At 63.9% G+C, this 25,548-nt stretch carries 19 protein-coding genes, 1 tRNA gene and 2 pseudogenes; 7 read left to right on the forward strand and 15 right to left on the reverse strand.

Features of this window, described 5'->3' with window-relative positions; genetic code table 11:
* Window positions 1-60: 60 nt before the first annotated feature.
* Window positions 61-1,968, reverse strand: coding sequence for a strawberry notch C-terminal domain-containing protein (locus SALA_RS02190; protein ID WP_407635767.1), 1,908 nt, complete (start codon window positions 1,966-1,968; stop codon window positions 61-63).
* Here SALA_RS02190 and SALA_RS02195 point away from each other — a divergent pair.
* The 3 genes from SALA_RS02195 to SALA_RS02205 are packed head-to-tail and all read left to right on the forward strand — an operon-like array spanning window position 1,953 to window position 5,409.
* Entirely contained in the window at window positions 1,953-3,500 is a 1,548-nt protein-coding gene (locus SALA_RS02195) for a tyrosine-type recombinase/integrase (RefSeq protein ID WP_011540750.1), read from the forward strand. The two genes, SALA_RS02190 and SALA_RS02195, sit on opposite strands and share 16 nt — an antisense overlap.
* A complete protein-coding gene (locus SALA_RS02200; protein WP_011540751.1) occupies window positions 3,494-4,408 on the forward strand; it encodes a tyrosine-type recombinase/integrase in 915 nt (304 codons plus the stop codon). The genes SALA_RS02195 and SALA_RS02200 overlap by 7 nt, the downstream gene beginning before the upstream one ends.
* Window positions 4,405-5,409, forward strand: coding sequence for a tyrosine-type recombinase/integrase (locus SALA_RS02205; protein ID WP_011540752.1), 1,005 nt, complete (start codon window positions 4,405-4,407; stop codon window positions 5,407-5,409). The genes SALA_RS02200 and SALA_RS02205 overlap by 4 nt, the downstream gene beginning before the upstream one ends.
* 138 nt (window positions 5,410-5,547) lie before the next feature.
* Here SALA_RS02205 and SALA_RS02210 read toward each other — a convergent pair whose 3' ends face one another.
* Both SALA_RS02210 and SALA_RS02215 read right to left on the reverse strand, forming a co-directional pair.
* A complete protein-coding gene (locus SALA_RS02210) occupies window positions 5,548-8,022 on the reverse strand; it encodes a strawberry notch-like NTP hydrolase domain-containing protein (protein ID WP_011540753.1) in 2,475 nt (824 codons plus the stop codon).
* 40 nt (window positions 8,023-8,062) lie between these two features.
* A complete protein-coding gene (locus tag SALA_RS02215; RefSeq protein ID WP_011540754.1) occupies window positions 8,063-8,992 on the reverse strand; it encodes a DUF7146 domain-containing protein in 930 nt (309 codons plus the stop codon).
* Between the two features lie 124 nt (window positions 8,993-9,116).
* Between SALA_RS02215 and SALA_RS02220 the strand changes: the two genes are divergently transcribed.
* Complete coding sequence (locus tag SALA_RS02220) at window positions 9,117-9,773, forward strand: lytic transglycosylase domain-containing protein (RefSeq protein ID WP_011540755.1); 657 nt, start codon at window positions 9,117-9,119, stop codon at window positions 9,771-9,773.
* 54 nt (window positions 9,774-9,827) lie between these two features.
* On the opposite strand, the gene SALA_RS02225 is transcribed toward SALA_RS02220, so the two are convergent.
* The 6 genes from SALA_RS02225 to mltG form a co-directional block, all read right to left on the reverse strand.
* Entirely contained in the window at window positions 9,828-11,081 is a 1,254-nt protein-coding gene (locus SALA_RS02225) for a tyrosine-type recombinase/integrase (RefSeq protein ID WP_011540756.1), read from the reverse strand.
* 177 nt (window positions 11,082-11,258) lie between these two features.
* Window positions 11,259-11,335, reverse strand: a tRNA-Met gene (locus SALA_RS02230).
* A gap of 61 nt (window positions 11,336-11,396) precedes the next feature.
* Window positions 11,397-11,882: a 2'-5' RNA ligase family protein gene (locus SALA_RS02235; protein WP_041383574.1), complete on the reverse strand. Its 486-nt coding sequence runs from the start codon at window positions 11,880-11,882 to the stop codon at window positions 11,397-11,399.
* A 212-nt stretch (window positions 11,883-12,094) separates the two neighbouring features.
* Window positions 12,095-12,853, reverse strand: coding sequence for an alpha/beta fold hydrolase (locus SALA_RS02240; RefSeq protein ID WP_011540758.1), 759 nt, complete (start codon window positions 12,851-12,853; stop codon window positions 12,095-12,097).
* Complete coding sequence (locus tag SALA_RS02245; protein WP_011540759.1) at window positions 12,850-13,998, reverse strand: Kelch repeat-containing protein; 1,149 nt, start codon at window positions 13,996-13,998, stop codon at window positions 12,850-12,852. Before SALA_RS02245 ends, SALA_RS02240 begins: the two co-directional genes overlap by 4 nt.
* A gap of 29 nt (window positions 13,999-14,027) precedes the next feature.
* Window positions 14,028-14,942: an endolytic transglycosylase MltG gene (mltG, locus tag SALA_RS02250; protein WP_237700975.1), complete on the reverse strand. Its 915-nt coding sequence runs from the start codon at window positions 14,940-14,942 to the stop codon at window positions 14,028-14,030.
* A gap of 810 nt (window positions 14,943-15,752) precedes the next feature.
* Between mltG and SALA_RS17270 the strand changes: the two are divergent.
* Window positions 15,753-16,181, forward strand: a pseudogene (locus tag SALA_RS17270) (TonB-dependent receptor plug domain-containing protein); the annotation flags it as partial.
* Window positions 16,182-16,808: 627 nt separating this feature from the next.
* On the opposite strand, the pseudogene SALA_RS17275 reads toward SALA_RS17270, so the two are convergent.
* The 5 genes and pseudogenes from SALA_RS17275 to SALA_RS02280 all read right to left on the reverse strand — a co-directional run.
* Window positions 16,809-17,104 (reverse strand): annotated as a pseudogene (locus SALA_RS17275) (IS630 family transposase); the annotation flags it as partial.
* Window positions 17,105-17,173: 69 nt separating this feature from the next.
* A complete protein-coding gene (locus SALA_RS02265) occupies window positions 17,174-17,941 on the reverse strand; it encodes a glutaminyl-peptide cyclotransferase (protein ID WP_011540763.1) in 768 nt (255 codons plus the stop codon).
* 214 nt (window positions 17,942-18,155) lie between these two features.
* Complete coding sequence (gene groL / locus SALA_RS02270; RefSeq protein ID WP_011540764.1) at window positions 18,156-19,799, reverse strand: chaperonin GroEL; 1,644 nt, start codon at window positions 19,797-19,799, stop codon at window positions 18,156-18,158.
* An 86-nt stretch (window positions 19,800-19,885) separates the two neighbouring features.
* Window positions 19,886-20,173, reverse strand: a complete 288-nt coding sequence (groES, locus tag SALA_RS02275) for a co-chaperone GroES (RefSeq protein WP_011540765.1) — start codon at window positions 20,171-20,173, stop codon at window positions 19,886-19,888.
* A 135-nt stretch (window positions 20,174-20,308) separates the two neighbouring features.
* On the reverse strand, window positions 20,309-21,742 hold the full coding sequence (locus SALA_RS02280; protein WP_011540766.1) for an MATE family efflux transporter: 1,434 nt from the start codon (window positions 21,740-21,742) through the stop codon (window positions 20,309-20,311).
* 341 nt (window positions 21,743-22,083) lie between these two features.
* Between SALA_RS02280 and SALA_RS02285 the strand changes: the two genes are divergently transcribed.
* Both SALA_RS02285 and SALA_RS02290 read left to right on the forward strand, forming a co-directional pair.
* A complete protein-coding gene (locus tag SALA_RS02285) occupies window positions 22,084-22,836 on the forward strand; it encodes an alpha/beta fold hydrolase (protein ID WP_011540767.1) in 753 nt (250 codons plus the stop codon).
* A gap of 221 nt (window positions 22,837-23,057) precedes the next feature.
* Entirely contained in the window at window positions 23,058-24,896 is a 1,839-nt protein-coding gene (locus SALA_RS02290; RefSeq protein ID WP_011540768.1) for a M2 family metallopeptidase, read from the forward strand.
* A 275-nt stretch (window positions 24,897-25,171) separates the two neighbouring features.
* On the opposite strand, the gene SALA_RS02295 is transcribed toward SALA_RS02290, so the two are convergent.
* Complete coding sequence (locus SALA_RS02295) at window positions 25,172-25,504, reverse strand: ArsR/SmtB family transcription factor (protein ID WP_041383576.1); 333 nt, start codon at window positions 25,502-25,504, stop codon at window positions 25,172-25,174.
* Window positions 25,505-25,548: the final 44 nt, after the last annotated feature.

Here is a 25,548-nt window from a genome sequence, read left to right on the forward strand (position 1 = left end):
AGTTCTCCATATGGCATCATATATGGCAAATAATGCCATTTGGCAAGGAACCCCTGCCGATCATGCCAGTCTGGCAATCACACTCGCCGCGCCCTCGATCGGTACGAAGAGCCGGGTCTGATAGCGGATGATCTCGGTAAAGCAGCCTTGGGCCTTGTACCAGTCGAGCCGAGCAGCACTCCATCCCGTAAGCTCAAGTCGCTGTGACCCATTGACCAGGCTGCGCTTGACCATGAGCAGCTCGCGGCCCGTGAACTCCATGGCCCTCCCCGTTGCCAGGACGGTCTGGACAATGTCGTCGGCGGAAAGCGTTTGCTCGCGTTCCAGACCCAGCGCTCGGCACAGTTCGGGCACACAATGGGCGGGAACCTCGCGGCCAAGGAGCGAACGGCCATCCGCCGCCGAGATGCGACTAACCCTGACGAAATCCGAAGGGAGCTTGTCCCAGACCGGAAGCAGTAGGCCCGTCGCGAGATAGAGGCGCTCGCGCTTGTGGCTGGTCCTGGCCTCTTCCACCTCGGCGACCCAGGCCTCGCGGAAAACGTCGACGGAGATCCCCTCCCAGCTGCTCTCAGCGAGCTGATCCTCGGTGATGTGGCTGTGCTTCATCGGGCGAAGCAATTCGAAGCGGGCCACGCGCGTACCGTCATCGGCAAGGATACTTCGGGCGGGCACCAGTAAGGCGACTCGACCTGAGCGGGCGTTCCGAACCGGGCGTTGCCGCTGCCCGGTGATGCCGTGAATCTCCTCGAGCCGCGTCAGCGTGAGCGGCTTCAGGGCCCTGGCGATTTCCAGTTCGAGGAGATGGGTCGTCGCGCCCGATGCTGGATCTGTGCGCAGCAGCGTGTCCGACAGGACCGTGAAGTCCTCAACCGCGATGGTCTCCAAGCCGAGATCGAGGGTGCCAGCCTGCCGGGCGGCATCGATGCGCGCTTCGACCAGCCCCATGAACTCGTCAAAGATCGCGTTCTGCAGGGCGATGGGAAGCGCAAGAATGCGGTTGAGCCACCGCTGGATCGACGGCAGGTCATCGACCATCGAACCATCAGGCGCTTCGATCCGGAGACCTGTCAGCTCCTGAAAGCGCCCGAGGCTGACGGCTTCGAGCTTGCCTGTGAACAAGAGGCCGAACCAGCGGTGGAGCGCCTCCTTGGCGTAGATGCTTTCGAGATTGTCGGCCGGATCGAAGAGGTTCTGGCCACCGGTCTGGCGCTGCCCGCGCGTCAGAGCGCCCAAGCTGTCGAGGCGGCGGGCGATCGTCGAAATGAACCGCCGCTCGCCGCGCACATCGGTGGTCACGGGCCGGAACAGCGGGGCTGATGCCTGATTGGTGCGATTGGTCCGGCCAAGCCCCTGGATCGCGGCGTCAGCTCGCCAGCCCGGCTCGAGCAGAAAGTGGACCCGGCGGGCCTGGTTCCTGGCGGCAAGATCAGCATGGTAGCTGCGCCCCGTTCCCCCGGCATCGGAGAACACCAGGATGCGCTTCGCGCCGTCCATAAAGGCCTGGGTTTCGGCCACATTGGCGCGCGGCGAGCGGGATTGGAGTTTCTGGCGACCGTCGCGGCCGACGATGAGCCGACGTGTGCGACCGGTGACTTCCGCCACCTGGTCAACGCCGAACCGTTCGATGATGGCATCGAGCGCAGTAGCAATCGGCGGCAGGGCGCAGAGCTGTTCGATCATCCGGTCGCGCGCGGCCAGCGCGGAGCGGCACAGCACAGGTGCGCCATCCTCGTCAGTCATCGGCTCGGAGCGCGGATTGCCGTTTTCGTCGGTGAACACCGCCATCAGACGAACAGGAAAGCTCTTGGCGAGATAGTCGATCACATATTCTTTGCAGTCGCAGTTTATGTCGAGCGTGGCGGCGAGAGACGCAGGTTTCCTTCGGTTTTCCATGATTTCACTCCAGATAATTACGGTTCCCTCGACCTGAACAAGTCGAAGGAACCAACATGCGATCAAGATCATTATTGTCGTTTCGAGCGGCCCGGCTCCGGGTCGAAGACCCGCCCAGTCACGACGCTCTACTCACCGCATTCCTCTCCTCTCTGTCGCTCGACGAGAGGTCAGGCAGTGCGATTCTGTTTGGCGCTGCGGCCCGTCATTTCCTGCATTGGATGGAACTGCATGGGATCGCGATCCGCACGATCGACGATCGGACCGTTCGGCGGTTCGAGAAGCATCGGTGCCGTTGCCACCGGTATTCGGCGCAGCAGCCAGTCTATAAGGCGGACATTGCAGCGCGAGTCAGGCGCTTCGTCCGCTTCCTGGAGGATCAAGGCTACGTCGGTGTCGACGACGGGATCGACGATCTGCCACGGCACCTCGCCGACTATTTCGATGGGATCGATCGCTTGCAACTCGCGCAAGGACCGGCCCAGTCCTATCGATCCGAGGCCGAGCATTTCGCGGCCTGGCTTCGCATTGCGCGACGACAATGGGCCGATATCGATGACACGATCATCGACCAGTACGGCGCGCATGATTGTCGATGTCCGGTCTGGCGCAAGCGAGGCAAGCTTGTTGCCTCGGGCGCGAAGCGGCGGCGGCGAGGCGCTCGGCACTTCGTCGAGTTCTTGCGCGACCGCGGTGTCATCCCTTCAGTCGAACTGGTGTCGGATGACGACCCGCACATGGCGGCATATCTGGCATGGCTCAAGCAACACCGCGGCGCGACCGATGAGACGATCCGGCGCTACCGGGCCGATATCAGGCGGCTCGCGCCTATGCTCGGCGAGCCTTCACAATGGGATGCAGCCGTCCTCAGACGGGCGTTTCAACAACGAAGCAAGGAGACGCCGGGTTCGGCATCACTGCTCGTCACGATAATACGGAGCTATATTCGGTTCCTGGTCGTGCAGGGTATTTGCCGTCCAGCTTTGTTGCACGCGATCCCATCAGTGCAACGCTACCGTCTTTCGACGCTGCCCCGGCACGTTAACCCGGCAACGATCGAGCAGATCATCGGCGCATGTCCGACTGATCGCCCGGTGGAAGTTCGGGACAAGGCCATCATTCTCCTGCTCGCCCGGCTTGGCCTGCGTGCCGGTGATATTCGGGATATGCACCTCGACGATATCGACTGGCGCTCGGGCCACCTGACGGTCAAGGGCAAGACGCGTCGGCCTGATCGCCTGCCATTGCCTCAGGACGTCGGTGACGCGATCCTGGACTACATTGCCACGGCGCGTCCCAAGACCGCCGATCCGCATCTGTTCGTGCGCGCGCAAGCCCCGTTCCGTTCGTTCCGCTCATCGGCGGAGATCGCCGGCATCGTTGCACGCACGCATGAGCGCGGCGGGATCGAAGGCGTGCCGACCGGATCGCACATTTTCCGGCATTCGCTTGCCACCAACTTGCTGCGCGCGGGCGCAGGGCTGGAGTCCGTTGGAACGATCCTGCGCCACAGCTCGCCCGAGACCACCGCCATCTACGCCAAGGTCGACCTGCCGATGCTCATGAAAATCGCGCAGCCATGGCCGGGAGAACCGTCATGCTGAGCACGCAGATTGCCAGATACGTCTCGCTGTATCGCAGCTTGGGGCGGAAGTTCTCGGAACAGGAACGACTGCTGCGCCAATACGCCGCTTTCGCTGAACGCTTCGGTGACCGGCACACCCGAGTGCAGCGCATCTACGACTGGTGCCACACGGCAAGCTCGCAAAACGTGGCTCGCCATAGGTACGACGCTGCTCGTAACTTCAGCCTTTTCGCTCATGCCGAGGACCCAGACAACGAAGTCCCGCCTGTCGGCGTTTTCGGCCGGGGGAAGCGGCCACGTCCCACTCCGACCATAATCGAAGCGGACCAGGTGCGGGCGATCATGGCGGCGGCATTGAACGTTCCGCCCCATGGCACGATTAGCCCATACACGTACCATTACCTGTTCGGCCTGCTCGCGGCGACAGGTCTCCGGATTTCCGAGGCTCTCGCGCTACAGTGCAACGATCTGGTCGAGGATGGGCTGGTCGTCCGCAACGGCAAGTTCGGCAAGCAGCGACTGATCGCCTTGCAGCCATCGACGCGCCAAGCACTCGAAGCCTACATTGCGATCCGCGCGAAGCACCCGGCCAAGTGTAATGACCTGTTCGTCACTATCCGGGGGCGGGCGCCGCACAAGGTGCGCGCCCACGTCGTGTTCGTCAGGTTGGCCCGGCTTCTCGGATATCGTGGAGCAACCGGTACGGCAGGCATGCGACTCCACGATCTGCGACATACGTTCGCTGTTCGCTCGCTTGAGTCCTGCCCGCGTGACAGGGAGGCCATTGCCCACCACATGGCCGGTCTCAGTGTCTACCTGGGGCACGCGTCGATCGCCAACACGTACTGGTATCTCGAAGCCACGCCAGTGCTGCTGCGCGACATTGCGGCTGCAAGCGAGCAACTTTTTCAAGGAGAAGCGGCATGACGGCGCTTGCTCTCCATCTCTCGGCATATCTGCGGGAACATCTGCCGCGCGAACGCGCCGTCAGCCCGCACACGGTGAAGACCTATGCCAACTGCTTCGTCCTCCTCGTCCAGTTCGCTGCCGATCGGCTGAAGCGCCGACCGACCGATCTCGAGGTTGAGGATCTCGGCACAGACATGATCATGGCCTTCCTCGATCATGTGGAGATCGGCCGCGGCAGCTGCGTGCGGACCCGCAATGGCAGGCTCGCCGCGATCCGATCCTTCTTCCGATACATCGAGTACCGGATTCCAGCCTGCCTCGATCAGGCACTCCGTGTCAGAGCAATCCCGACCAAGAAGACAGACAAGGCGCTGATCGATTACCTCGACCGGGCCGAGATCAAGGCTTTGCTCGATACACCCGATCCCCGGACACGCCTCGGCACCCGTGATCGCGCGATGCTGCATCTTACCTATGCTGGCGGACTGAGGGTGTCGGAACTCGTAACGCTGCAACTGGGCGATTTCCCGGACCGCTCCCTGTCCACCATGCACATCATGGGCAAAGGGCGACGTGAACGGGTCCTGCCGCTGTGGAAGGAGACCCAGATCGCATTGCGCGCATGGCTTGCGATCCGGCCTCAAGTTGAGGTCACCGAGATTTTCCTCAATGCCAACGGGCAGCCGATGACCCGCGACGGATTTGCGTTCCGATTGGCCGAGCACGTCAAGACGGCAGCGACGAAGCAGCCGTCGATCCTTGGGAAGCGCGTCACACCCCACGTGCTTCGTCATTCTTGCGCGATGCACACGCTCGCGGCGACGGGGGACATTCGCAAGGTCGCATTATGGCTCGGCCACGCCAGTATCCAGAGCACCGAGACCTACTTGCGCGCCGATCCCGAAGAGAAGCTGCAGATTCTCGCAGCCCACGGTGCCCCTGCGATCAAGCCGGGGCGCTTCAAGCCGCCTTCCGACGCCTTGATCACAATGCTCACCGACGTTCGAAGGCGGGCCTGACCCGTCTTCGAACACTCCCTCTAACCCGCATATTATCTGGAGTGAAATCATGGAAAACCGAAGGAAACCTGCGTCTCTCGCCGCCACGCTCGACATAAACTGCGACTGCAAAGAATATGTGTAATGTGGAGCTCCACATTAGATGTATTCCCGCGGGGACAGGTCGATCTCCAGCGCTTCGCGCTCCTCGTCGGAGAGGTCGGCAAGCCGCCGGTCGAGCATGGCTTCTGCCGTCGAGACCAGCTGGACGACCACAGCGTGACCATCGGCAATCGCCGTATCGATCGCGGGCAGCAAGCTGGGGAGCTTCATAGACAGAAGCAGCTGCGCGAAGAAGCGCTGCTTCGTTCCCTCGAAGATCGACAGCGCTGCCGACTTGGCACCCGAGTTGAGCGTGCCCCCGGTCTCGCTGTCAACGATCCGTGTGGCCTCGAGCGCTTCGCGCAGGTTGGCGTGAATGATCGCCCAGGCCTCGGCATAGGCATCGTAGACCGAGATCTGATCCTCGGTCAGGCAATGCTCGAGGATCTCGTATTCGACACCAGCGAACGAAAGGGCCCGGGCGGTGTAGAGGCCGAGCGACTTGAGGTCCCGCGCGACGAGTTCCATCGCGGCGATGCCGCCGTCGCGAATGTCGGTAACGAAGGCCTCGCGATTGGCGAAGGCGGTCTCCGGACCCCAGAGCCCGAGGCGCGTCGCATAGGCCAGGTTGTTGACGTCTGATGCACCGGTTGCCGAAGCGTAGAGTACCCTCGCCCGGGGCAGGAGGTTCTGCAGGCGCACACCGGCAATGCCCTGCTCCGATCCCTTGACCTTGCCCCGCGATCCTTCACCGCCGGCAGCATTGGCCATGGCGTGCGCTTCGTCGAACACGATCACGCCGTTGAACTCCTCACCGGCCCAGGCGAGGATTTGGTCGAGACGTGTTGCATCGCTCCGCCCAGACCGAAGGGTCGGATAGGTGACGAAGAGGATCCCGTCGCGCATGGCGATGGGGGTGCCGAGTTTCCAGGACGCTAGAGCTTGGATGTCGATCGGGAGGCCCCCAAGCGCAGCCCAGTCGCGCCGGGCATCTTCGAGCAACGCCTCGTTCTTCGAAATCCAGATATGGCGGCGTTCCCCGCGCACCCAGCGGTCGAGAATGACGCTCGCAACCTGACGGCCCTTCCCGGCACCCGTTCCGTCCCCGAGGAAATAGCCCTGCCGGTAGACCTGACCTTCTGCCGAGGCCTTGAGCGAACAGCCCTTGTCCTCGGGCTCGAACCGGCCATGCAAATCGCGGGCGTGAGCGCTGGCGGCGTAGATCAGGGTCTCTGCCTGGGCAGCAGACAGCAGTCCCTTGACGATAAGCCCGTCAGGCAGCTGCGGCACCGCGTCCGGCTTGGGTGCCGAAATCGACCCCATGGCGACGGACTCGACGAGCGGCGTTGGATGCCCGGCCGCGCCATTGATCACGATCCTGCTTGGGCGATAGGGCAGATAGTGGCCGACCTGGGCTCCAAGCGGCGCAGGTTTTTCAAGCGCCTCGTAGGTCAATGCGCCGATGGTCATCGACGCGGCTCGCGTGGTCGTTGACGGGGCCGGGGGTGGTCTGCGTGGCGCGGTTAGCAGACGGAACGGCGCACGAGCCGGAAGAGTCGATTGTTCAGCGATAGCCTGCCTGCTGGCGCGAGCAGGCAAGGCATCGACAAGATCGACCAGCTGGCGGAACTCGTTCGTGCGAATTGCGACGGGCTCGTTGACGCCTTCCACCTTATCGAGAACCAGCAGCCGCGTGGTGATCCCGGTGCCGTTCTTGATGAAGGCACGTTCGACCGCGGCATTGAGCCGCATCGACACTGGCCCCTTCGCCCGGGCCAGAAACCGCGCGCAATCGAACCATTCAGGCATGATCGCGACCAGCCGCCCGCCGGGGGCAAGCCGGTTCCAGGCCGAGCGCAGATGCCTCGCTCCGGTGCGGCCATCGTGGCCCCGCTCGATCCCATGAGAATACGGCGGGTTCATCAGCACGACGCTCGGTGCGATGGCCGGATCGAGCAATTCGTCGATCAGCTCGGCATCATGTCCGGTCACGTGGGCAGCCGGGAACACAGCAGTCAGGCAGTCGCGGCGCAGCGGCGAGATTTCGTTCAAGGCAAGGTGCGTGCCGGCTTTGGTCGCCCAGACTGCGAGCATACCGGTACCGGCCGAGGGTTCGAGCACGAGTTCGTCGGCGACCAGCGCGCAAGCCCGGGCAGCGAGCCAAGCAAGGCGCGGCGGCGTTGCGAATTGTTGCCATTCGATCTGCTCGTCGCTGCGATTGGTCTGGGTCGGAATTCGGTCATCGAGGGAGAAGAAGAACTGTTCCGCCTCGTCGATCGGGCTCGAGAGCTGGATCTGATCGCACGCTTGCAGGTATTGAACCTGTGCCAGCTCTAGAGCTGCGTGGGCGTCACGCACCGACCAACGCCCGAGAGCATCGCTGCCCCCGAAGTGCTCGCTCATGATACGCGTCACGTCGCTGCGTGACAGCGCGCGGCCTGCTGCGAGCTCTGAAGCCATGACCTGGGCCGCCGTCGCAACAGCGGGCGGTGATGGTTCATCGAATGCAAAAGCGAGGGAAGAATTGGACATGGGAACCTCCTGACGAGGTCCTGCGCCGGGCAGGCCTCAATCAGCCGAAGGCCCCCTCCCCTCTGCCCAACGGGTCAGGTTTACGGGCAAGCCGGGACTTCAGCTCATCGTTCCAGTCAAAACCGGGCGAGGCCGGAACTCGTGAGTGGATGACACGACTAGGTGCAGCGTAAGCCTTCAGCGCTCTCTTCTCGGCGAGAGCGCCTCCGGCATCATTGTCGATAAACAGGAAAAGCTCGCGGACACTCTCCGGAATGGAAACGAGACCGAAGCGCTCATTCCCGAGCGTTGCCCAGCACGGGACTCCGAACAGCTGCATGGCTGACAGGGCGCTCTCGATACCTTCGGCAAGTCCAAGACGCCCTTGCACCGGCGGCACCAGTCTGACGGCGCCACAGCCAAGGGTGCCAAGCGCACGCTTGGGCCGCTCGAAAGCGGCAAGCTTGCCGCTCGCCAAGTCGAGAAACGTTCGGTGTACCGCGATTATGCCAATGTCGGTTGTTACTGCGGCCAGCATCGCGGGGAGAAATTGGACAGCGCCGCGCGGCCCGAGCGGCGTGCGCGCTAGGTAGCGGAGTTGATCGGATCCGCGCAGAAGACCGCGCTGCGCAAGGTATTGTACGGCAGGGCTGTCGGAGCTCGCCGTCGCCGATTGCCACAAGCGCCGCGCATTGGGACTGAAGTCGCGATATCTATGCTTTTCGATGGTCTCAGCGTCTGAAGCGTTGAAAAGGTCGCGGCTGCGAACGCCTTGGCGATCCAGCGCCGCAATGACGTCCTCATTCAGGCATCCCGCGAAGCAGTGAAACAGGATGGCTTTGCGCCCCAAGGTCACACTCAGCGACGGAGTTCGATCGTCGTGCGCGGGGCAGCAGCACATGCCTTTGCCCCGACTCCATGTACCCTGAAGGCTTTCAACGATAGTGCGGGCTCGGCGTTCGAGTTGATGAGCTTTGTCTAACGGGGGCATCGACCTACTCCGGTTGAGGTGCCCTCCCCGCGCAGCCTCCGCTCTGCACTTGCGCCAAACCAATTTCCTACGTCGGTTGTTCTTTATATGTTCCCACTCGATTCGACTAGACAAGGATCGAGAAATGACAATCAAAACTCTCTTGATCGCAGGCATCGCGATCACCTCTGCTATCCCGGCCAGTGCCCAGGAGTTGCCAACGCCAGCAACAATCGAAGCAACCGCCAGCCACTCCGACGGCATTCGGATTGCTAAAACATCGAATGGCTTCCAGCTGGTCGAGCATGGGCTCTGGCGATCTGCCCAAGACGGCCCGGCGCCTGTTGTGACTGTGCCGCGAACTGGTCGGGTCAACCTGCCCTACAGATACGAGCGGAATCCCCAACCTGGCCCATCCGGCTTCAGGCGAGCAAGCTACCTTCCCCACATCTATGCGGCAGAAGCGAAGTACTCATTGCCCGCGGGCCTGCTCGATGCGCTCGTTTGGACGGAATCTCGCTACAACCCTTTGGCGGTCAGTCCGGCGGGTGCCGCGGGCCTTGGGCAGCTGATGCCCGCAACGGCAAAGGAACTCGGGGTCTTCAACCGATTTGACCCCATGGCTAACATCTTCGGCGCTGCGCGGTATCTCCGGCAGATGCTCGACAGGTTTGGCGTGGTTCACCTTGCGGTCGCTGCCTACAATGCCGGTCCAAGGGCAGTTGAACGCGCAGGTGGCATTCCCCGCAATGGCGAAACACCCGGATATGTCCGCGACGTCCTGCGGCACTGGCAGTTTTAGTACGAACTGCACCGAGTGGCACTTGATCGGATTGAATGCTTCTACTCACGGGCGTCACGCAGCCCGCTTTCGTCCCTTCCTGATGTCGAGCACCTTGCGCCCATCGAGGAAATCAGCCCAGTCCTGCATCATTCGCCGGCGGGGTGCGAGATACTCTGCCGCGTTGTAAGCCCCCCGCACATCATTCTTCTCTGAATGAGCGAGCTGCATCTCGACCCAATCCTCATGGTACTTCCGGATCCACATCGCTGGCTTGCCAAACTCAACCAACTGCTCGTTCGCCCATGTGCTGGCGAGCCCTCGAAAGCCGTGGATGGTCTGCCTACTATGATAGCCAAGGCGGTAAAGCGCATAGATCATCGTGTTTTCAGACAACGGCTTGTCTGGGTGGGTCCCGGGAAACAGGTGATCACCGGTCGCCGTCGATACCATTTTTCTAGCAATGAGTGCGGCCTGAGCGGAGAGTGGCACAAGGTGTTCACGCCCCATCTTCATGCGCGCAGCCGGAATTCGCCAAACGGTATCCGTACCATCGAGATTTTCAAATTCGGATTTGACAGCCAGTCGAAGCTCTTTTGTCCTGACCCAGGTAAGCAAGGCGAATAGTACCGCATCGCGGGTGATTGCCGAGCGCCGGTCACCTTCCTCTTGATATGCTCGGAGCTTTTCGAGGAACGCAGGCACTTCATCAAGAGGAAGGCGGCTCATGTGCTTCACCCTGGGCCGGGGCTTGAGGGCTCCACTAAGGTGAGCAGTGGGATCGCTGGATGCCAGCCCGCAAGCAATCGCGAACTGAAAGACCTGCCCTACCCCTTGCTTGGCACGCCGACTGATATCCAGCGCGCCTCGTATCTCAATCTTGCGGATCATCTCCAGGACCTCGGGGGCAGTGATCTCATGGATCAGCCTCTGTCCTAGGGAGGGGAACACGTCCCGCTCCATTCGTGACCAGACACGTTCGGCATGTGCCGGATTCAACGCCGACTGGCGGTTCTCGTGCCAACGTTTCGCCACCATGTAGAAGGTGTCACCGTTCTCCGATATAACCTCCCTCTTGGCCTTCATTGGATCCTTGCCCTCGGCAAGGAGCGCCTTGGCCGCTTTGCGTTTGTCCCGGGCGGCGGCGATCCCCAACGCCGGATAAGCGCCAAACGACAGCAACTTCTCCTTGCCTGCAAATCGGTATTTCATCCGCCAAAGCTTCGTGCCGTTCGGCTGGACGAGCAGGAACAAGCCTTCGCTGTCGGCAAGCTTGTACGCTCTCTCGCGTGGCTTTGCATTCTTGGCTTGAGTCTCCGTCAGAGGCATGGGGGTATCGCTCCTTTCCGATACACCGCAAAACTACCCCCAAAATACCCCCACACCAAATCTGGCTGCATGTGGAAGGCCATGGGCACATGCGGACGCGAATCACCCGCAACCCTCTGCTTTTCTTTCGATTTTTGGAAAAATGCGGAAGCTGTCGGAAGCTTCCGGATAAGGAGATGGTAGCGGAGGAGGGACTCGAACCCCCGACACGCGGATTATGATTCCGCTGCTCTAACCTGCTGAGCTACTCCGCCCCATGGGGCCGCCATTTCGGGCGAGCCGCGCCTATAGGCAGGCTCGTCGCGCCGGTCAATATCATCTGCGTGCCCCCCGGAAAGAGAGGGCAAATGCCGATTCCCAGGGGCCTCCGCGATAATGATACGCCGCGAGTCCGGCGATCGTCAGCGAGCGCGGGCGGAAGTCGGCGGCCAGCGCGGCGAGCAGCGCGCGTGCTGCCGCCGTCGTCGCCTTGTTCTGGACGGTGATGTGGAGCCGCGGCGTCCCCCGGTCCTGCGCGGTGAGCATCCCCCAAAAATGATCGGCGATGCGTTCGCGAATCGCAAGGAGATCCGGGCTGTCGATGCGGAAGGCGACGCCCCGCCCCAGCAAATAGACCTCGCGCAGCATCGCAGCGGGCGGCGGCGTGTCGGCGGCGATCCTGCGGAGCAGGCGCGCAAGCTCGTCGAGGCACGACGGCGGTAGTTGATGGAACAGCGTGACATGCGCCGCGAGATGATTGCGTTCGGGTGGAAAATGGGCCGCGCGGAGCGCGTCGAAACGGCGCTGATCTGCCGCGCCCATCGATGCTGTGACGATGATGGGCGCGGCGCCAGGGAACCGGACGGGAGGGGGGATATCCGGGCCGCTGTCGTCGGGATCGGCAAGGCGAGGCCGCGTCGTACCGCTGTTGCCACTGCCCATGGGGAACGACCTTTCCCGATGCCGATGTTTCTGTCCGATCACGACGCCGCGATCCAATCGATTAAATGCGTCAGATTGATCGCTGCACTCGATCAAATTGCGGTGCCGTCCCAAAAGGCGCGCAGCGCGGCGGCGACCGCCCCCGGCCGTTCGGCGATCGCCCAATGGCCGGCGCCGTCGATGACCGTAAGCGGCGTGCCTGTCGCCGCGGCATAACGCTGTGCGACCGCCAGCTCGACATAGGGATCGCCGGCGCCCCAGATCAGCGCGCCCCGCGCAGGCAGCTTCGGAATGTCGAGCGCCCAGTCCTGCGCAAAGCTCAGCCCCTTGGCCGACCGATAGAGTTTGAGGATCGCGCGGCGCTTGTCCCTGTTCTTCCACTGCGCGGCCTCTTCCGCCGCGATGTCGGCAGGCATCCCCTGCGCCGCAAGCGCCGCGGCGAGCTTGTCCGCCCTGCTCAGCGCCATGAAGAGTTCGCCGAGGATCGGCGTGTTCCAGATGCGCGCGATGCGGTGGCCGCGATAGTCGGACTCGATCACCGCGTTCGAAATCGCCCAGCTGCGGATGAGGTCGGGTCGCAGCATCGCGACGCGCTGCGCGATCAGCGCCCCCCAGTCGTGCCCGACGATGTCGATCGGGCCATGCGCCGCGAACAGTGCCTCGGCCTGCTTCACCGCCCAGTCGGCATAGACCTCCTTCGTCGCGGCAAAACCCGCGGGCAGCGGTGCGGTGAAACCGGGCAGCGCCGGAACCGCGACGGGCGTGCCGCCGAGATCGAGCGCGGCGAGCAGAGGGCGCCAGATCGCCGGGCTGTCGGGCACACCGTGCAGAAAGAGCTTGGCGGTCGTCACGACGCCCCCGTGGGCAGATGGATGACCCAGCTTCGATCGGTCGGGTCGATCCCCTTTTCGCTGTAGCCGCCGGCGAGCAGGGCCCGCCGCGAATCGACACGGACCATCGCCATGAAGTTCCAGCGCTCGCCCAGATCGTAATCGACCCGGCTGCTCCGGCCGCGCGCGACATCGAAAATCTCGGGCGCCATGTCGTCCGCCGCCACGAGCACGCGGTTGCCCGGCAGTAGCAGCAGGGCATCGGCCAGCTTGTAGCGTCCGGCGAGCAATTGCCCCGCAACCACGAAGCGGCCCGTGGCCGCGTCGAACCGTTCGACCGAACGCAGTTTCCCGGCGGAATCGCGTTCAGTGGCGCCGCCGACGATCAGCACGTCGCCATTGTCGAGCCGGAGCGCGCCATGCTTGTAGCGTCCCTGGGCCAGCGACCCGGCCGCCTCGAATCGCCCCGTGGCCGGATCGAAGATTTCCGCGCTCGCGAGCGCGATCCGGGGGCTCCGTTCGGCACGGCCGCCACCAACCAACAGCACCCGGCCATCGGACAGCAGGGTGGCGCTGGCCCCGGCGCGCGGCGTGACCAGCCTGCCCGTCGCCGACAGCGTTCCACTGGCGGGATCGAAGATCAGCGCATCGCCGAGCGCATCCTGGCCGTCATAACCACCGGCGATCAGGACGCGTCCGTCGGCAAGCCCCACGACGGCGGGATTGGCGCGGGGTCCGCCGAGCGCCGGTCCCGCGACCGACCTGCCCGTTGCGGGGTTGAATATCTCGATCGCCGTGGCCGGGCGCCCGTCGATCCAGCCGCCCGTGATCAGCACCCGGCCGTCGCGCAGCGCGACGGCCGATGGCTGGACATGCGCGGCGAGCAGGCGGCCACTGCCGATCAGCGCCATGCTTGCCGCATCGATGATGTCGACGGTTGCGCTGGCGGGGCCGACGTCGCACCCCGAGCGCACACATCCGCCAATGGCCAGCAGCTTGCCGTCCGCGGTCGCGATCAGTTGATGGGCAGCCCGCGGCGCGCCGAGGCGCGGCCCGTCCTCGAAGCGAAGGTCGGCGGCTTGCAGACCGGCCGCATCCTCCCCGTTCGCCGCGCAGCCGGCAAGTCCGATGACCAGAGCCAGGGTGATCGAGACGGTCCGTATCATGATTCTCCCTCTGCTTTCTGTGTTGCGCCTTACATCTCTCCCCGTTCGCGGCGGAGCGCATACCATTTCTGCACATTGGCGTTATGCTCGGCGAGCGTGCGCGCGAAGACGTGGCTGCCGTCGCCACGCGCGACGAAGAAGAGATAGTCGTTCGCTTCGGGGTCGAGCACCGCCGCAATCGACGCCCTGCCGGGGTTGGCGATCGGCCCCCTGGGCAGCCCCGCCATCGCATAGGTGTTATAGTCGTTCACCGCCTGGATTTCGGAGCGCAGGATGCGACGGCCGAGCGGCTTGCCCCTGGTGATCGGATAGATGATCGTCGGATCGGCCTGAAGCCGCATCCCCACGGCGAGGCGGTTGGTATAGACGCCCGCGACGGTGCGGCGCTCGGCAGGAACGGCGGTTTCCTTTTCGACGATCGAGGCGAGCGTGATCGCCTCATTGCGGTTTCTGACCGCCGTGCGCGGGCTGCGCTTCGCCCAGAGTTCGGCGAAGACCCTGTCCATCGCCGCCTGCATCCGCGCGACCACGGCCGCCCGGCTTTCGCCGGTGGTGAAAGCATAGGAGTCGGGCAGGACACTGCCCTCGGCAGGCACAGGGATTTCACCCGTCAGCCGCTCCTCTGCCATCAGTCGTTCCCAGACCATGATCGAGGGCATGCCCTCCGGAATCGTTACCAGGCGCTGGATCGTCTTGCCCGACTGGAGCAGCTTCAGGATATCGCCCGCATCCATCCCCTTTTCGATTTTATATTCGCCGGGCTTGATCGGCTCGTCCGATCCGAAGAAGCGGGCCTGATTACGAAAACTCGACGCCGAAACGAGGCCGGCCTCCTCGAGAATCTCGCCGGCCCTGGCGATGCTGGCACCTTTGGGGATGACAACCTCGGCATCTTTCGGCGCGCCGGGCGAGCAGGCGGCGAGCGCCAAAGTCAGGATTGCGATCCTTAGCCAGCGGAACGGATGCACATCTATCTCCCGTCAGTCGTACGGCTCCGCTTGAAGCCGCAAAAGAGCCGCCTGCGCGGCGCCTGTTTGTGTCCTTTGTGGCTTTATGGTCAATCGACATTCGTCGCTGGTGGCCCGCAAATGGGGGCTTTTCGCGCTTTCGCTGCTCACGGGCCATCGGCACGCTGCGCTCCGGGTCGCGAAGAAACTCCATTTTCGGCTCGCCATCTTGCGAATGTCGATCGGCCAAAGGGTCAGAACCCCCAGCGAAGCCTCGGCGAACTCGGTGCTGCTAGGGTCAGGACCCATTAATTACCCGTTCGAGGCGTCGAAATGGCGAAGATATCGGGCCTTGGCGGGTGCAGCGGGTAGCATCGCTACCCGCAAGGCCGCGAAGGTCCGAGATTGAAGCCATTTCGGCGTCCCTTCGGGATTTGACCGATTTTGCCCATGGCAGCGTCGAAAAGTCTTGAAATATATCCATATTCCCGCGCCTTTTCTCCTCGCCCTGAGCAAAATCGCTTCAAACCTCGAACGGGTAATTAATGGGTCCTGACCCTAGAGCATGACGGCGCAAGGTAGGAAAGAGGGTTTTCATCCCCCCGCCGACGAAGACCATGGACCGGGCCGGCTATATATACGGAAGGATATATATAAGACGCGTATTATTATTATTCAGGCAGGCCTGGGCTCCTCATTTTCTGTCGTCGCCGCGCTGCTTCAGGCGCGGGCCCGGATCATCGTCCGGCAAGACGAAAGGGGTGGGGAATGAGGCAGGATATTCGCAGGCGCCGGATCGTTCCGCTGATGGGAGCGCTGTCGGTGCTGATCGCACCCGAACTGGCGTGGGCGCAGGAGGGCGCGGCCTCCGCGACGGGTGGCCTCGACGAAATCGTCGTCACGGCGCGCAAGCGCGAGGAGAATCTCCAGTCGGCGCCGCTGTCGGTCGCGGCTTTCAGCGGCGATACGCTGGCCAGGGCCGGGATCGACGAGTTCGCGGAGATAGCGACCCGGGTACCGGGCTTCACACTCAATCCGGACAATGTCTCCGAACCCAATATCTTCCTTCGCGGGATCGGAACCGACATCGAAAGCGCCGCGTCGAGCGCCGCGATCGGTTTTTTCCTGAACGATGTCTATTTGCCGCGCGCGTCGGGCACCGCGATCGAACTGTTCGATCTGGAGCGCGTCGAGATTGTGCGCGGCCCGCAGGGCACGCTCTATGGCAAGAATGTCGTTGGCGGCGCGATCAACTTCATCACCCGAAAGCCGACCGACGCATTTCGTGCGGGGGTCGAGGCGGGGATCGGCAACTATGGCTCGTTCGACGTGAAAGCGACGATCGCGGGCGGCATCGGCGAAGGGTTGTCGGGCAGCCTGGCCGCGGCCGCGCGGCGCCGCGACGGTTTTGCCTTCAACAGCTTCACGGGCAATGACGTCGAGGATCTGTCGGCCTTCGGCCTGATGGGCCAGTTGCGCTATCAGCCCGGCGACAGCCTCGACATTCTGCTTACGGGCGATCTGACGCGGCGGCGGGCGCGGGGCAAATGGGTCGACATCCAGACGCCGTCGACGCACAATATCCCCTTCGTGAACCCCGATCCGCGGCGCGGGCCGAATAATGTCGACGGTCGGCAGGACGCCGATCTTGGCGGCATCCATCTGAGCGCGAACTGGGACAGCGGCGCCGGCACACTGACCCTGATCAGCGCCTACCGCGAGGGCGATTTCAGCGTGCTCAACAATGATGCGGGCAGCTTCATTGATTTTACGCGCCTGGTCTATGACGGCAATGGCCGGATCGATTTCCTTGCGATCGACCGCAGCCGGTTCAACGACGATTATTTCATCAACGACAAGGACGCGATCCACCTGCTCGCCCAGCAAGCCCCACGAGCCCAGGTCCGGTTCGGCCGCCACGGCGACCAGCAGCCACTCACGCTCGGGCGGAAGCCCCGGCTTGTGGTGCCCGCCCAGCTTGCCCGGCGCGACGCCGCCCGTCCGGCGCTGCCGCTGGACCGGCGCATCCGCGCTGGCGACGCTCCCCCCGACCTGCGGTGCCGTCCCGCGCGCCGACGCGCCCAATGCCCGCGCGGCAACCGCCCTTGCCGACGATCAATCGAATTGGCTCGGCTGGTCCCTGTTGGCCTCCCGCGCAGCCAACAGGTCGAATCGGAAAATCAACGCTGTCTGAATCCCCAATCGATTCGCTCAAACAAGAGGGCGCGCTAGCGGCAATTCGCCAGCGCTATTTCGTAGAGCTTCGGCCAGTATTTGCCGGTGACAAACAGCCGCTTCGCATTTGCATCCCAGGCGATGCCGTTGAGCACGCCGTCGGTGCCCCGCGCCCCCGCGTCGGCGTGCAGGCCCGACAGGTCGATGATCGCGGCGACGTCGCCGGTCGCGGGGTCGATCTGGACGATGAAGTCGGTCATCCAGACATTCGCCCAGATCCGGCCGTCGATCGTTTCGAGCTCGTTGATCATCGCCACCGGGCGCCCGGCGAAGCGCACGGTGACGCGGCGCCGTTCGACCATGGTCGCCGGGTCCAGAAAGCGCAGCTGCGGCGTGCCGTCGCTGAGCACCAGATCCTTGCCGACCATCGTCACTCCCCACCCCTCGCCGGCATAGCGGAAGGTGCCGAGCGGTTTCAGATCCCTGATCCGCCAGCGGTGGCCAATTCCGTTCTTCCACGTCACACCAATGATCTGGTCGCCCCAGCGGGTGATGCCTTCGCCGAACTGGTCGGATGGCAATGGCGTTTCGACGAGCGCCTTGCCGGTCTTGAGGTCGAGCCGCGCGACACGCGATTGCCCGTACTGCCCTGTCGCTTCGTAAAGATGCCCATCGTGCCAGAAGAGGCCCTGGGTGAAGGATGACGGGTCGTGCGGAAAGGATTGGACGATGCGGTAGCCGCAGCGTTCGACCCGCGGCGGCGGGGCTGGCGTCGCAGCCGGGGAGTCGGCGAGCAGGGCAAGAGCGAGGACGAACGGCATCGCCGCCCTAGCTAGGTGGGCGGGGCTGAACTGGCAATGTCCCGCTGCCCCGCTTTCGCCCGGCCGGGCTCGATCCGCCATCCAGCGCCGTGGCGCAGTCCCGGACGCCGGATCGCGTCCGGGGTGACGATTGGCGAGAAGGAAGCAAAAAAGGGCCGAGGGATTGCTCCCCCGGCCCCGTTTCTGTTGGCTGAGCGCCGACCGGCCTGGACTTTTAGAAGTCCATGCCGCCCATGCCGCCCATGCCGCCGCTGCCCATCGGCATCGCCGGCTTGTCTTCGGGCAGCTCGCTCACCGCCGCTTCGGTGGTGATGAGCAGGCCCGCCACCGACGCGGCGTCCTGAAGCGCGGTGCGTACGACCTTGGTCGGGTCGATCACGCCGGCGGCCTTCAGATTTTCATAAACGTCGGTCGCGGCGTTAAAGCCCTGTTCGACGTCGCCGACGCGCAGCAGGTTGCCCGCGACGACCGCGCCGTCATGACCGGCGTTGGCCGCGATCTGGCGCAGCGGCGTTTCGATCGCCTTGCGGATGATGTCGATACCGCGGGTTTGGTCGTCATTGGCGCCCTTCAGCCCTTCGAGGGCCTTGGTCGCGTAGAGGAGCGCGGTGCCGCCACCGGGAACGATACCTTCCTCGACCGCGGCGCGGGTCGCGTGCAGCGCGTCGTCGACGCGGTCCTTGCGCTCCTTCACCTCGACCTCGGTTGCGCCGCCGACCTTGATCACGGCAACGCCGCCGGCGAGCTTCGCCAGACGTTCCTGCAGCTTTTCGCGGTCATAGTCGCTGGTCGTGGTTTCGATCTGCGCGCGGATCTGTTCGACGCGGCCCTTGATCGCTTCGGCGTCACCCGCACCGTCGACGATGGTGGTGTTGTCCTTGTCGATCGTGACGCGCTTCGCCTGGCCCAGCATGTTGAGCGTGACGTTTTCAAGCTTGATGCCCAGGTCTTCGCTGATCATTTCGCCCTTGGTCAGGATCGCGATGTCCTGCAGCATCGCCTTGCGGCGATCGCCGAAGCCCGGCGCCTTGACCGCAGCAACCTTCAGACCGCCGCGCAGGCGGTTGACGACGAGGGTCGCGAGCGCTTCGCCTTCGATGTCCTCGGCGATGATGAGCAGCGGACGGCCCGACTGCACCACGGCTTCGAGGATGGGCAGCATCGACTGGAGGTTCGACAGCTTCTTTTCGAAGATCAGGATATAGGGATCGGTCAGTTCGACGATCATCTTTTCCGGATTGGTGATGAAGTAAGGCGACAGATAGCCGCGGTCGAACTGCATGCCTTCGACGACGTCGAGTTCGAACTCGAGGCCCTTGGCTTCCTCGACGGTGATGACGCCTTCCTTGCCGACCTTTTCCATCGCTTCGGCGATCTTTTCACCGACTTCGACGTCGCCGTTGGCCGAAATGATGCCGACCTGCGCGATTTCCGACGAACCCGAAACCGGGGTCGAACGGGCCTTGAGGTCTTCGACGACCTTGGTGACCGCGAGGTCGATGCCGCGCTTCAGGTCCATCGGGTTCATGCCGGCGGCAACCGACTTCATGCCTTCGCGCACGATCGCCTGGGCAAGCACGGTCGCGGTGGTGGTGCCGTCGCCGGCCTTGTCGTTCGCCTTGCTGGCGACTTCGCGCAGCATCTGCGCGCCCATATTCTCGAACTTGTCCTTGAGTTCGATTTCCTTGGCGACGCTGACGCCGTCCTTGGTGATGCGGGGCGCGCCGAAGCTCTTGTCGATCACGACGTTGCGGCCCTTGGGACCGAGGGTGACCTTGACGGCGTCGGCGAGGATGTCGACGCCCTTCAGGATGCGCTCGCGCGCGTCGCGCGAAAATTTAACGTCCTTGGCAGCCATGTGGATGCTCCTTTGAAAATGGCAGAAAACTGCGTGACTTTACTTTGAAATCACCGTCCCGGCGGGGCGGCGACGACGGGCCGTCCTCAGGCGATGACGCCGAGGATGTCCGATTCCTTCATGATCAGCAGCTCTTCGCCGTCGACCTTGACTTCGGTGCCCGACCATTTGCCGAACAGGATGCGGTCGCCGGCCTTGACGTCGAGCGGCGTCACCTTGCCATCGTCGGCGCGGGCGCCGGTGCCGACCGAGACGACTTCGCCTTCCTGCGGCTTTTCCTTGGCGGTGTCGGGGATGATGATGCCGCCAGCCGTCTTTTCCTCGGCTTCGATACGGCGGACGAGCACGCGGTCGTGCAGCGGACGAAATTGCATGGATATCCCTCCAGATGTGCAATGGATGTCGCTTAGCACTCGCCACAGGAGAGTGCTAACAGGCGGGCATATGGGCGGGGGGTGTCACAGCGTCAAGTCAACTGTGCGAAAATTTTCGGCGCGCGGCGATGCAAATCAGATGGGGGCTGCAACACTCTCGCGCAAGGGTGCCGTCTGACGCACCAGCCCCAGCCGTTCGCGCTGCATCCAGCGGGTGAGCATCAACACCGCCACAATGGAGAGGCCGGTGGCAAGGCCGGTCCATATGCCCACCCCGCCCCAGCCGCGCTCGAACGCCAGCCAGGCGCCGACACCGATGCCGATCACCCAGTAACCGAAAAGCGCGAACAGCATCGGGACAAAGGTGTCGTGCAGGCCGCGCAGCATCCCCTGCGCCACCACCTGCGCGCCATCGGCGACCTGAAAAAGCGCCGCGATGACCAGGAAGCTGACCGCCAGTTCGGCGACTTCGGCATTGGCGGGGTTGGTGCGGTCGATGAACAGGCCGGCGAGCGTTCCGGGGATTGCCAGCATGATGATCGCCATCGCCGCCATGAAACCCGTGCCCATGGCGAAACTCGTCCAGCCCGCACGGCGGATATGATGGGCATCGGCGCGGCCATGGCCGATGCCGACGCGCACCGTCGCCGCCTGCGCGAGCCCCATCGGCACCATGAAGGTCAGCGAGGCAAGTTGCAGCGCGACCGCGTGCGCCGCGACCGCGGCGGTCGAGATCCAGCCCATCAGCATGACCGCCGCCGAAAAGACCCCGGCCTCGAACGCATGGCTGACGGCGATGGGGGTGCCGATGCGCGTCATCTGGGCAAAGCGCGGCCAGTCGCTGCGCCACCAGCGACCGAGCAGGTGATAGCGGCGGAACTGCCGGTCGCGATATACGACGCCGACCATCAGCAGCAGCATCACCATATTGGTCAGCACGCTGCCGACACCCGCGCCGACGATGCCGAGCGCGGGCATCCCGAACTTGCCGAAGATCAGCGCATAGTTGAACAGGATATTGCCGAGCACCCCGACGACCCCGACGACCAGCGACCACATCGGCCGTTCGAGCGCCGCAAGGAAGTTGCGGAACGCCAGCGTCGCAAGGAACAGCGGGATCGACCACATATAGGCGCGCACATAATCCTGCGCGAGCGCCGCCAGCGCCCGGTCCTGTCCGAGCAGGTCCAGGATCGCGCCGGTGTTCCAGAGGATGGCGAGCATCGGCACCGCGACGATGGCGACGAGCCACAGCGTCTGACGAAAGGTGCGCCGGATGTCGCGCACCGAATTGGCGCGGCGCCCGATCTCGCTCGCCATCAGCGGCGATGCCCCCATCACCAGCCCCATGCCGAAGATGCCGAGCAGCATCGCAAGGTTGAAGCCGAGCGACGAGGCCGCGAGCTCGGTCGGCCCCAGCCGCCCGACCATCAGCACGTCGGTCGCGCCGATCAGCGACATCGTCAGGTTGGTGAGCACCAGCGGCCAGGCAAGCGCCAGCGTCGCGCGAAACTCGTCGCGAAATCCCTGCGCACGATGCGCGGCGGCGGAGGTCGGCTGGTGCAGCATAGCCGGCCCGGATAGGCGGGCGAATGTGACCGTTCAAGTGCGGCCCGGCGCGCGGGAGCGGATTGTCGGGAAGGGGTGGCAGAAAGGCAACAGACTGTTCTTGCCGCCTGTCGCCGCGTCATTTCGGACTTGATCCCGGAACGATAGCGGCTCCGAAGTCATGGATACACGCCCGGATCAGGCCCTGGATGACGATGGAATATAGGTCCGCATGGGTCTGATTGAAACGACGCGGGTTTCCCGTCGGTGTCGAGCGAGGTCGAGATGCTCAATCAACAGGGTTCGATCCCGCACCCGTTGCCCGGTTGCGTGAGCCCGCGCGGAGCGGGTAAGGCGGGGCCATGACGATCGACCCCCAATTTTTCGAGGCGCGCGACGGCGTGCGGCTGGCGTGGCGTGAAACGGGGGAAGGCCGGCCGGTCGTGCTGCTCCATGGCCTGTTTTCGAGCGGCGAGGTCAATTGGATCAAGTTCGGCACCGCGGCGCGCATCGCGGCCGAGGGCTATCGCGTCATCATGCCCGACCTGCGCGTCCATGGGTCGAGCGACGCGCCGCACGACGCGCAGCATTATCCGCCCGACGTGCTGGTCCGCGACGTGGAGGATCTGGTGGCGCATCTGGGCCTCGTCGATTTCGACCTCGGCGGCTTCTCGCTCGGCGCGCGGACCAGCGTGCGTGCGGTCGTCGCGGGGATGAAGCCGCGGCGCCTGATTCTGGGCGGCATGGGGCTGGCGGGGCTCGCCGGCTGGCAGCGGCGCGGGGCGTTTTTCCGGCGCGCAATCGCCGAATATGAAACGGCGAAGCGCGGCGACGACACCTGGCTGTCGATCCAGTTCATGAAGACGATGAAGGTCGATCGCATCGCCGCGGGGCATTTGCTGGAAAGCTTTACCGACACGCCGCCCGAGGCGCTGGCGGCGCTGACGATGCCGGTGCTTGTCGTCTGCGGCGAGCAGGATCAGGACAATGGATCGGCCGAGGAGCTGGTCGCGGTGCTGGCCGATGCGCGGCTCGCGACGATTCCGGGGACGCACATGTCGAGCGTGACCGAGCCGGCGCTGGGTGAGGCGATCGCGGCCTTCCTGACGGCTTGACCCCGCCCGCATGGCGCGTCAAGCTGGCGCCATCGCGTTCCAGATCTCGATCTTTTCGACTGGCCGTAAAAAGTTTGGGTGTCCCCGCGAAGGCGGGGATCCATTCCCGCCGGTTCGACCTTGCGCCGACCGGTGATGAGTTCCCGCCTTCGCGGGCGCGCATGGCTTTTTCGTTCGGTGAAGCTCGTGGCGGGAACATCCATAACAGTCAGAGGAACCCCATGAAAGCCATGATCTCGACGCTGTCGCTTGCCCTGTCGCTCGCGGTGGCGAGCCCCGCCTTTGCGCAGGCGGCGCCCGCCGCGACTCCCGCCGCCGCCCCCACCGCCGCCGAGGCCGAAGCCTTTATCGCCGCGGCGGAGAAAGACCTGTTCGACTATACCGTCGAGGCCGCCCAAGTGAACTGGGTCAATGCCACCTATATCACCGAGGACACCGACGCGATGGCGGCGCGGATCAACGCGGTCGGCACCGAAAAGGCGGTGAAATATGCACTGGAAGCCGCGAAATATAGCGATGTTCCGGGGCTGAGCGCCGAAACGAAGCGCAAGCTCAACATCCTGCGCACGGGCCTCGTGCTGCCCGCGCCGACGACGCCGGGCGCCGCGACCGAACTCAACCGGATCGCGACCGACCTGCAGTCGCAATATGGCAAGGGCCGCGGCACGCTGAACGGCAAGGAAATCGCCGGTTCGGATATCGAGGCGGAGATGGGCAATCTGGAACGCACCCCTGTCGAACTCGCCGAAATGTGGACGAGCTGGCACGACAATGTCGGCGCGCCGATGAAGCAGGATTATGCCCGCATGGTCGCCATCGCCAACGCGGGCGCGAAGGAACTGGGCTTTGCCGACACCGGTGCGATGTGGCGGTCGGGCTATGACATGCCGCCCGAAGAGTTTGCCAGGCTGACCGAAAAAATCTGGCAGGACATGAAGCCGCTCTATGTCGCGCTCCACACCTATGTCCGCTGGAAGCTCAACGAGAAATATGGCGACGCGGTGCAGCCCAAGACGGGACCGATCCGCGCCGACCTGCTCGGCAATATGTGGGCGCAGGAATGGGGCAATATCTATCCGCTCGTCGCGCCGCCGGGAACGGGCGATCTGGGCTATGATATCGGCGAGCTGCTCGCGGCGCAGGGCAAGACGCCGCTCGACATGGTCAAGATCGGCGAGAATTTCTATTCGTCGCTGGGCATGGCGCCGCTGCCCGATACATTCTGGAAGCGGAGCATGTTCACCAAGCCCGCCGACCGCGAAGTCGTCTGCCACGCCTCGGCGTGGAACATCGACAACAAGGACGATATTCGCATCAAGATGTGCATCAAGGTGAATGCCGACGATTTCGTCACCATCCACCACGAGCTGGGCCACAATTATTACCAGCGCGCCTATAACCAGCAGCCGTTCCTGTATCTGAACGGCGCCAACGATGGCTTTCACGAAGCGATCGGCGATTTTGTCGCGCTGTCGATCACGCCGCAATATCTGGTCGACATCGGCCTGCTCGACAAGGCGAAGGTGCCGAGCGCCGACAAGGACATCGGCCTCCTGCTGCGGCAGGCGATGGACAAGGTCGCCTTCCTGCCGTTCGGCCTGCTCATCGACCGCTGGCGCTGGGGCGTGTTCGACGGGACGATCCAGCCCGCCGATTACAACAAGGCGTGGACCGAGATGCGCACCCGATATCAGGGCATCGTTCCCCCGGCGGCCCGCCCCGCCGATGCATTCGATGCGGGGGCGAAATATCACATTCCTGGCAACACCCCCTATACGCGCTATTTCCTCGCGCGCATCCTGCAGTTCCAGTTTTACGAGGCGGCGTGCAGGCAGGCGGGGTGGAAGGGGCCGCTTCACCGCTGTTCCTTCTATGGCAACAGGGAGGTCGGCGCGAAGCTCAACGCGATGCTGGAGATGGGGGCGTCGAAGCCGTGGCCCGATGCGCTCGAAGCCTTCACCGGCAAGCGCGAGATGTCGGGCAAGGCGATGGCCGATTATTTCGCACCGCTGAAAAAATGGCTCGACGAGCAGAACAAGGGCAAGCCGCAGGGGTGGTGAGGCGCCGCGGATAAGGAATGAAGGGGCCGGGGAGGGGACGTCCCGGCCCTTTTTTCGTTGGTGGGCGGGACAGGGGATACAGTTTTCGAGGGTGGTGAGCTGTCGTTGATAATCCTCCCCATCGACTTGCGATGGGGAGGGGGACCGCGCCCGAAGGGCGTGGTGGAGGGGCCGCGAGCGTGAGCGAGCGCTGCGCGCTCGACCCCTCCGTCAGCCCTGCGGGCTGCCACCTCCCCATCGCAAGTCGATGGGGAGGATCTTGGGGCCGTCCCCGCCTACGCCTTGTCCGCCTCCACCGCCTGTTTGAACCGCGCGAGCCGGGCCGAGGCCGCGGCGGCATGGGGGCCGATCCAGCGGTCGTGGATGTCCTGGATCGGCATCGCGTTGAGATGGTTCCAGCGTTCGCGGCCGCGGCGCTCGGCAATCACCAGTCCGGCTTCCTCCAGCACTTTGAGATGCTGCATTACCGTGCAGCGGTCGATGTCGGCGAAATGGGTGCAGAGCGCGCCCGTGGTCAGCGGCTGATCGCGGAGATCATCCAACATCTGTCGCCGCACGGGCGAGGCCAGCGCCTTGAAAACCGCATCATATTCGTCGTGAATTGACATGTTATAAAAATATAACATAATGACCGGCGACTCAAGCGGAGAAT

Source organism: Sphingopyxis alaskensis RB2256 (assembly GCF_000013985.1).
In the GTDB taxonomy this organism is placed as follows: Bacteria; Pseudomonadota; Alphaproteobacteria; order Sphingomonadales; family Sphingomonadaceae; genus Sphingopyxis; species Sphingopyxis alaskensis.